At 73.4% G+C, this 8,519-nt stretch carries 8 protein-coding genes; 3 read left to right on the top strand and 5 right to left on the bottom strand.

Annotation, left to right across the window (positions count from 1 at the left end; genetic code table 11):
* Both GTW43_RS05625 and GTW43_RS05620 read right to left on the bottom strand, forming a co-directional pair.
* Nucleotides 1-265, bottom strand: a 265-nt coding sequence (locus tag GTW43_RS05625) for an ATP-binding protein (RefSeq protein ID WP_161300506.1), incomplete at its 3' end; no start/stop codon positions are given.
* Nucleotides 266-407: 142 nt separating this feature from the next.
* Nucleotides 408-2,054, bottom strand: coding sequence for an MFS transporter (locus GTW43_RS05620; protein ID WP_237536427.1), 1,647 nt, complete (start codon nt 2,052-2,054; stop codon nt 408-410).
* Nucleotides 2,055-2,137: 83 nt separating this feature from the next.
* Between GTW43_RS05620 and GTW43_RS05615 the strand changes: the two genes are divergently transcribed.
* On the top strand, nt 2,138-2,731 hold the full coding sequence (locus GTW43_RS05615; protein WP_161300505.1) for a TetR/AcrR family transcriptional regulator: 594 nt from the start codon (nt 2,138-2,140) through the stop codon (nt 2,729-2,731).
* Nucleotides 2,732-2,746: 15 nt separating this feature from the next.
* Here the strand turns inward: GTW43_RS05615 and GTW43_RS05610 are convergent, their stop codons facing one another.
* Nucleotides 2,747-3,931, bottom strand: a complete 1,185-nt coding sequence (locus tag GTW43_RS05610; protein WP_343245912.1) for a helix-turn-helix domain-containing protein — start codon at nt 3,929-3,931, stop codon at nt 2,747-2,749.
* 189 nt (nt 3,932-4,120) lie between these two features.
* Between GTW43_RS05610 and GTW43_RS05605 the strand changes: the two genes are divergently transcribed.
* Nucleotides 4,121-5,047, top strand: coding sequence for a proline dehydrogenase family protein (locus GTW43_RS05605; RefSeq protein ID WP_161300504.1), 927 nt, complete (start codon nt 4,121-4,123; stop codon nt 5,045-5,047).
* 87 nt (nt 5,048-5,134) lie between these two features.
* A complete protein-coding gene (gene pruA, locus GTW43_RS05600; RefSeq protein WP_161300508.1) occupies nt 5,135-6,766 on the top strand; it encodes an L-glutamate gamma-semialdehyde dehydrogenase in 1,632 nt (543 codons plus the stop codon).
* 112 nt (nt 6,767-6,878) lie between these two features.
* On the opposite strand, the gene GTW43_RS05595 is transcribed toward pruA, so the two are convergent.
* Together GTW43_RS05595 and GTW43_RS05590 are read right to left on the bottom strand one after the other, a co-directional pair.
* A complete protein-coding gene (locus GTW43_RS05595) occupies nt 6,879-8,042 on the bottom strand; it encodes a lysophospholipid acyltransferase family protein (RefSeq protein WP_161300507.1) in 1,164 nt (387 codons plus the stop codon).
* A 74-nt stretch (nt 8,043-8,116) separates the two neighbouring features.
* Nucleotides 8,117-8,519 (bottom strand): phosphatidate cytidylyltransferase (locus tag GTW43_RS05590; protein WP_161300503.1); only part of this gene is annotated, 403 nt, incomplete at its 5' end.

Below are 8,519 nucleotides of genomic sequence, written 5' to 3'. Positions count from 1 at the left end.
TGGCCGCGGCGCCGAGGATCTCGGTGAACGGCAGGTACGGCAGGCCTACGTCGCCCAGGTCCACGCAGTGGCCGGTCAGGACGGTCGTGCCGGAGGCGGCCGCGTGCGCGGCGGCCTCCGTCAGGGTGCGGGTCTTGCCGACGCCCGCGTCCCCGGCGACGAGGACGGCGCGCGGATCGCCGCCCGCGGCCCCGTCGAGGACGCCGGTGAGGCGGGCGAGTTCGTCCCCGCGGCCGATGAACGGCGTACCGAATGTCTGTGCCACGTGCCCATCCTGGCACGGCTCCCCGTTCTCTCCCTGGGCGTTCTTGCGAGCCCTTCCGCGGGCGCGACGGTGCCGGGCGGGCCGGTGTCCTCCGGCCCGCCCGGCAGGGGGCGGGGTGGTGCGCGACGTGCGGGGCAGGTGCTCAGGCCGTCGCCTCGGCGGACCGGGCCAGTCCGGGATCTGCGGACTCGGCGGTCGCGTCGGACGGTGCGGCCTCGGAGGGTGCGGCCTCGGACGGTGCCGCCTCGGAGGGTGCGGCCTCGCCCTCCGGCTGTGCGTCGCGGACGTGGATCGTGCGCAGGGTGGTCACGGCGAGGACCGCGGCGGCGACGAGCAGCACCGCACCGGCGAGGGCCGCCGCGTGCATCCCGTCGGTGAAGGCCTGCCGCGCCACGGAGGCCAGGGCCCGGCCCGCGTCGCCGGGCAGCCCGCCCGCGACGGCCAGCGCGCCGCCGAGCGTCTCGTGGGCGGCGGCCGGGGCGTCGGACGGGATGCCGTGCCGGTAGACGGCGGTGCCGATGGAGCCGAGGACGGCCATGCCCAGGGCGCCGCCGAACTCGGCGCCGGTCTCCAGGAGCGATGCGGCCGAGCCGGAGTGCCGGACCGGGACGGTGCCGAGGGCCAGGTCCATCATCTGGGACATCACGGTGACGATGCCGGAGGCGAGGACGCCGGCGCCGGCCAGGACGAGCCACAGGGCGTCGGTGCCGGCGAGGGCCAGCATCCCGTAGCCGCAGGCGGCGACGGTGAACCCGCCGGCGACGACGTGGGCGCGGTGCACGCCCTTGGCGACGAGCTGGGCGGAGACGGGGGCCGCGACGCCGACCAGGACGGTGGGCAGCAGCGACCACAGGGCGGCCGACATGGGGCTCTTGCCCAGGACGGACTGCAGGTACTGCGTGGTGAAGTACGCCGAGCCCATCATGCCGAAGGAGGAGACGAGGTTCAGGACGACGGCGGGGGCGAAGCCGCGGCCGCGGAACAGGGCGGGGGAGATCAGCGGGGACTTCGCGGTGCGCTGGCGCCGGACGAACAGGACGGCGAACAGCAGGCCCACGGCGATCGAGGCGGCGTAGCGCACGTCCCAGCCCTCGGAGGGGATCTCCTTGATGCCGTAGATGACGGGCAGCACGGCGGCCATCGACAGCGGCACGCTCATGAGGTCGAAGCGGCCGGGCTCGGGGTTCCTGGACTCCGGCAGCAGGAACGGGCCGAGGACGAGGAGCAGCACCATCGCGGGCAGGTTGACCAGGAAGACCGAGCCCCACCAGAAGTACTCGACGAGGACGCCGCTCATCACGGAGCCGAGCGCGACGCCGCCGGTCATCACGGCCGACCACAGGCCGATCGCCTTCGCGCGCTGGCCGGCGTCGGTGAACATCGTGCGGATGATCGCCATGGTGGACGGCATGAGCGTCGCGCCGCCGATCCCGAGGAGCGCGCGGGCCGCGATGAGGGTCTCCGCGCTGTTCGCGTACGCGGCCACCGCGGAGGCCGTGCCGAACGCGGCGGCGCCGATCAGGAGGAGCCTGCGGCGGCCGATGCGGTCGCCGAGCGAGCCCATCGTCATGAGCAGTCCGGCGAGCACGAACGCGTAGATGTCGAAGATCCACAGCTGCTGGGTGCCGGTCGGCTGGAGGTCCGCGCTGATCGCGGGGATCGCGAAGTAGAGGACCGAGACGTCCATGGAGACGAGGAGCAGCGGCAGCATCAGGACGGCGAGGGCGGTCCATTCCTTGCGCCCCGCGCGGGCGGCGGACGGGGAGGTGGTGCTCGGCGAGTTCGTCATGACAGTGACTGTACGGCTGTCTTATACGCTTGTCTAGAACGAATGTATAAGACAGTCGTCTGGGATCTGGTTAGGGTGGAGCCATGGGACACAAGGAAGACCTGCTCGAAGGCGCCAAGCGCTGCCTCCAGGAGAAGGGCTTCGCGCGCACCACCGCGCGCGACATCGTCAAGGAGTCCGGGGCCAACCTGGCCTCGATCGGATACCACTACGGGTCGAAGGACGCGCTCCTCGCGCAGGCCTACCTCGCCCTCGTCGAGGAGCACGCCGACGACTTCGAGGGCGTCGGCGGCTTCACCACACCCGACGGCTCGCTGGAGCGCTTCCGCGAGGTGTGGTCCAACGTCATCGAGGCGATGGGGAAGCCGGGCTCCATCTGGCACCTCGGCATGGAACTCGTCGTGATCCGGGACAAGATGCCCGACGTGCGCGACATCGTGGCGAAGTCCCAGCGCGAGGGCGGCAGCGGCGTCATCCCCATGTTCCAGGGCGGCGAGGAACCGGACGCGGACGACCCGAGCGTCGACACCCTCGGCAAGCTCTACATGACGCTGATGAGCGGCCTCATCTCGCAGTACATGCTCGACCCGGAGACCGCGCCGGACGCCGACGAACTGACCGAGGGCATGCGGCGGCTGATCGACGGGACCCGGCAGACGGAGCGGCCCGCCGGCTGAGCCGCCGGGCCCCGGTCACAGCCGGGACGCCTTGAGCCCCATGTGCAGCAGCAGCCGGTCCTCGCCCTCGTCCAGGTCGAGCCCCGTGAGCTGCTCGACGCGCGAGAGGCGGTAGTAGAGGGTCTGGCGGTGGATGCCGAGGGCCGCGGCCGCCCGGCCCGCCTGCCCGGCGCAGTCCAGGAACACCTCGGCGGTGTGCGCCAGCTGCCGGTGCGCGGGCGCCAGCAGCGGCGCGATCACCGGGTCGTGCGCGGCCTCCGCGGGCAGCGCGGTCAGCAGCCGGTAGGGCCCGATCTCCGACCACTGCGCGTCAGGACCGAGCCGCGGGTCCGCCAGCGCCGTGCGCGTCGCGGCCGTCGCCTCCTGCCAGGCCGCCGCGAGCTCCGCCAGATCGGTGCGGGGCGCGCCGACCCCGGCCGCCACCGGTGCCGTACCGGCGCGGGAGCGCAGCTTCGCCGCCGCCGTCAGCGCGGGGGTGAGCACCTCCGAGGAGCGCAGCCGCACCAGGAGCGCGAGGCACTGCCCGGTCGCACCCCAGGGCACCGTGCACAGCGCGTCCGCCGCGGGCAGCGTACGGACCGAGGGCGCGTCGTCCGGGTCCGCCGACGGCCAGGGCGCCACGCAGACCACCGTGTGCAGGCCCTCCGCGCGCGCCCCGAGGGCCGTGCGCAGCGCCGCCACCGCCATGTCGCGCTGCCAGCCCCGCTCGGCGGTCAGCACCGAGTGGAACTCGCGGGTCAGGTCGGCGCCCGCCTGCGCCTCGTCGGCGAGCTGGGCGCCGATCCGGCCGGCCACCTCCATCGCCGCGTCGAGCTGCTCCTGCGTCGGCCCCGGGTCGTCGTCGAGCAGCCACACGTAGCCGAGGACGATGCCCCGGTGGCGCACGGGCAGGCAGACGCGGCCGCGGTACACCCCGGCCTCCGGGGTCGCGGGGATGCGGACGGGCTCCGTGGCACGGGCGATGCCGAAGCCCTCGAACCAGGCGCGGACGGCGGGCGTGGAGCCCCGCGTCAGGATCGAGCGGGTGCGGACCGGGTCGAGCGCCGACGCGTCGAAGTCGCTGTCGTCGCCGCTGATCTGCGTACCGAACGCGATCAGCCGGAAGTCCCGGTTCTCGAGGGTCGCCGGGGCGCCGAGCAGCGCCGAGATCTCGTCGACCAGTTCCTGGTAGTCGCCCTTCACCCCGCCATTCTCACCCACCCCGGCCGCCCCTTCATACAGATGTCTGAGGTGGCGGCCACAGATGCGTGACAGCTGTCGATGGCACAGGATCGGAGGGATCCTTAGATTTCACGGTGGTTCTCCGTGCCGTTCCTGTTTCGTCGTGCTTTGTTGCGCTACGCGTAAGAGGCGGTGCGCTCAACAACTCACGCTTCGTGGAGGTGCCCCGTGCTGGCTCCCTTGATCCTCGCCGCGTCGCGCAGCGACAAGATGCGTTCCTTCGTGTCGGCGGCGCCGGGCACCAAGCAGGTCGTCGACCGGTTCATCGCCGGTGAGTCCGTCGACGACGTCGTGCCCGTGATCGAGGACGCCGCCGCGAAGGGCCTCGAGGTCACCCTCGACGTCGTCGGGGAGGACATCACCACCCCCGAGCAGGCCTCCGCCGCCCGCGACGCCTACCTCGAGCTCGTCGGACGCCTGAAGGAACTGGGCCTCGGCACCCGCGCCGAGATGTCCGTCAAGCTGTCCATGTTCGGACAGGCGCTGGAGGGCGGCCACGAGCTCGCCCTCGCCAACGTCCGCCCGGTCGTCGAGGCCGCCGCCGCGATCGGCACGACCGTCACGCTGGACGCCGAGGACCACACCACCCTGGACTCGATGTTCGCCATCCACGAGGAGCTGCGGAAGGACTTCCCGCAGACCGGCTGCGTCATCCAGGCCTACCTCTTCCGCACCGAGGACGACGCCCGCCGCCTGGCCGCCGCCGGCAGCCGCGTCCGCATCGTGAAGGGCGCCTACAAGGAGCCCGCCGAGGTCGCGTTCCAGGACAAGGCCGAGATCGACAAGGCCTATGTCCGCATCACGCGCATCCTCATGGAGGGGGACGGGTACCCGATGATCGGGTCCCACGACCCGCGCCTCATCTCCATCGCGCAGGAGCTCGCCCGGCGCGCCGGGCGCAAGCTCGACGAGTACGAGTTCCAGATGCTGTACGGCATCCGCAGCGACGAGCACCTGCGGCTCGCCGCCGAGGGACACCGCATGCGCGTCTACACCGCGTACGGCACCGACTGGTACGGCTACTTCATGCGCCGGCTCGCCGAGAAGCCCGCGAACCTGCTCTTCTTCGGCCGCTCGATCCTCACCAAGAACTGAGCCCGGCCGCAGCCGCCACCGCCACCCCGCCACCCCGGAACCTCCCGGTAACTCCCCGACCCCCGAAGGAGATACGGAACCATGACCCTGGACGCCGTGACCCAGGTCCCCGCCCCGGTGAACGAGCCGGTGCACGGTTACGCCCCCGGATCCCCGGAGCGTGCCCGCCTGGAGGCCAAGCTCAAGGAGCTGGCCGAGAACCCGATCGAGCTGCCCTGCACCATCGGCGGTGTCCGTCGGATGGGTGGCGGCGAGCGCTTCGACGTCGTGCAGCCCCACAACCACAAGGCCGTCATCGGCACGTACGCCAACGCCACCGAGCAGGACGCCCAGGACGCGGTCGACGCCGCCCTGGCCGCCGCCCCGGCCTGGCGCGCCATGTCCTTCGACGACCGCGCCGCGATCATCCTGCGCGCCGCCGAGCTGCTCTCGACCACGTGGCGCGAGACCATGGCCGCCTCCACGATGCTCGGCCAGTCGAAGACCGCCCAGCAGGCCGAGATCGACACCCCGTGCGAGCTCGTCGACTTCTGGCGCTTCAACGTCCACTACGCCCGCAACCTGCTCGCCGAGCAGCCGCCGGCGAACTCGACCGGCGTGTGGAACCGCATGGACCACCGCCCGCTCGAGGGCTTCGTCTACGCGATCACGCCGTTCAACTTCACGGCCATCGCGGGCAACCTGCCCACCGCGCCCGCCCTCATGGGCAACGTGGTGGTCTGGAAGCCGTCCCCGACGCAGACGCACGCCGCCGTCCTGCTCCTCCAGCTCCTGGAGGAGGCCGGCCTGCCCAAGGGCGTCATCAACCTGGTGACCGGCGACGGCCTCGCCGTCTCCGAGGTGGCCCTCAACCACCGTGACCTCGCGGGCATCCACTTCACGGGCTCGACCAAGACCTTCCAGCACCTGTGGAAGACGGTCGGCACCAACATCGAGAAGTACCGCACCTACCCGCGCCTCGTCGGCGAGACCGGCGGCAAGGACTTCGTCGTCGCCCACCCGAGCGCCGACCGCGCCGTCCTCAAGACGGCCCTGACCCGCGGCTCCTTCGAGTTCCAGGGCCAGAAGTGCTCCGCCTCCTCGCGCGCCTACGTCCCGGCGTCCATCTGGAACGACGGGTTCAAGGAGGAGTTCGCGGCCGAGGTCGACGCCATCAAGATGGGTGACGTCACCGACCTGTCGAACTTCATCGGCGCCCTGATCGACGACCGCTCGTTCGCCAAGAACAAGGCCGCGATCGACCGGGCCAAGGCCGACGACCGCTGCACGATCATCGCGGGCGGCACGTACGACGACTCCGTCGGCTACTTCGTGCGCCCGACCGTCGTCGAGTGCTCGGACCCGGAGAACGAGGTCTTCAAGACCGAGTACTTCGGCCCGTTCCTCGCCGTCCACGTCTACGAGGACGACCAGTACGACGCCATGCTGGAGCAGATGGAGTCGGCGTCCGACTACGCGCTGACCGGCTCGGTCATCGCCAACGACCGCGCCGCCGCCGCGGCCACGATGGAGAAGCTCCGCTACGCCGCGGGCAACTTCTACATCAACGACAAGTCGACCGGCGCCGTCGTCGGCCAGCAGCCGTTCGGTGGCGGCCGCGCCTCCGGTACGAACGACAAGGCCGGCGCCCCGCAGAACCTGATGCGCTGGACGCTGACCCGCGCCATCAAGGAGACGCTGGTCCCGCCGACCGACTACACGTACCCGCACATGGGCTGACGCCCGCCCGGCGGGCCCGACGGCCCGCCCCGCGCTCCCGCCCCCGGTCCTGGGCCCCACCCCGGCCGGGGGCGGTGTCGTCCCCGGACCCGGCGGGAGCCGGGAGTACCGGTCAGGCCCACCCGGTCACGATCATCGTCAGGCCCGCCGTGAAGCCGCCGCCGAGCAGCAGCAGGTACGTGCCGTAGCGGCGCCGGTGGCGGTGGGCGAGGAAGCCGAAGGCGCCGAAGGCGAGACCGACCGTGAGGGTGCGGGTGCCGCGGGCCCGGGCCGCCGCCGCGAGGAAGTCGCCGGGCGGCACCTGCGCGTGACCCGCCTCCTTCGCGTAGACCTTGAACGGGATGCCGTTCCACGGCTGGTGGCGCACCGCGCCCGCGGCCTCCGCGACCAGCTCGTGCCGGACCTCCGTGCGCATCCGGTCCGTCGTCAGGGGCGCGGGAAGCCCGACGCCGGACGCGGCCAGCTGGAGGGCGAGCACGCCGCCCGCGAGGCTTCCGGCGAGCGCCGCCAGCGACAGTTTCAGGGCCCGGCGCGGTGCCGCCACGCACACCGCCGCGAGCAGCAGCTCCGGCATCAGCGGCCAGCTCAGGGCCTCCGCCAGCGCCCAGCCGAAGGCCAGTACGAGACCCCGCCGGGAGCCGGCGAGACGGGCCACGCGCTTGCGGACGGCGGAGTCGGCGAGCGGCTCCGCGACCGTGCGGTCGTGCAGCGCTGCCACCGCGTCGCGCGCCGCCTGCGGGGTCGTGGCCGCCGGCAGCGGGGCGCCGATCCGCACCCGGACGAGCGCCGGACGCAGCCGCCCGTGCTTGGGCAGCAGCCGCCCGGTCCCGGCGATGCCGACCGGGACGACGGGCACCCCCGCCTCCCTGGCCAGCACCAGCGCCCCCTTGTGGAACGCCCCGAGCGCCCCGTCCCGGCCGCGCGTCCCCTCGGGGAAGAGGACGACCGCGCCGCCCGCCCGCAGCGCGGGCACGTGCGCGAGCAGGTCGTCCATGCCGCCGCCCGAGCGCCGCACCGGGAACCCGGCCGCGAGCCTCCGGCAGATCCGGGCCCGGAACCGGGACGCGAACCAGTAGTCGGCCGCCGCCCCGATCGCCGGGGCGTGCCGGGCGTCGAGCGCGGCGAGGAGCGCGGCCGTGTCGGCGTGCGAGGTGTGGTTGGCGACCACGACGCAGCCGCCCCGCGGCAGCCGCCCGCGCGTCTCGACCCCGCCCGTGACGGTGAGCACGCCGCGCCACAGCCCGCGCCGCACCCGCGCCGCGAACCCGCCGGGCACGGGACCGCGCGGCCGGGTGCCGGCTCGGTCGGCCCGGTCGGTGCGCGGTGTCGCCGCCGCGCGCGCCGGCCCGGTCACGCCGTCACCCCCGCCGCCGTCACCAGGAGCAGCGCGAGGAGCAGGGAGTCGATCCGGTCGAGGAGGCCGCCGAAGCCCGGCAGCCAGGAGCCCGCGTCCTTCACGCCCGACTCCCGCTTGACCATCGACTCGACGAGGTCGCCGAGCACCGCGCCGGCCAGTACCGCGGCCCACAGCACGAGGGAGAAGGCCCCCACCGCGGCGAGAGCGCCGGCCGTCGCGGCGGCCGCGCCCACGACCCCGGCCCAGGTCTTGTGAGGGGAGAGCGCGGAGAGCGGCCGGGCCGGCGGACCCGAGCGGCCCAGGGCCGTGCCGCCGCACCACGCGCCCACGTCCCCGAAGGCCACCGCGACGCCGACGGCCAGCGCCGTGTCCGCGTCGAGGACGACGAGCGCGGCA

The organism is Streptomyces sp. SID5785, assembly GCF_009870065.1.
Lineage (GTDB): Bacteria > Actinomycetota > Actinomycetes > Streptomycetales > Streptomycetaceae > Streptomyces.
Note: the sequence above shows the minus strand (reverse complement) of the source record. Positions and strands in the feature narration are given on the sequence as shown.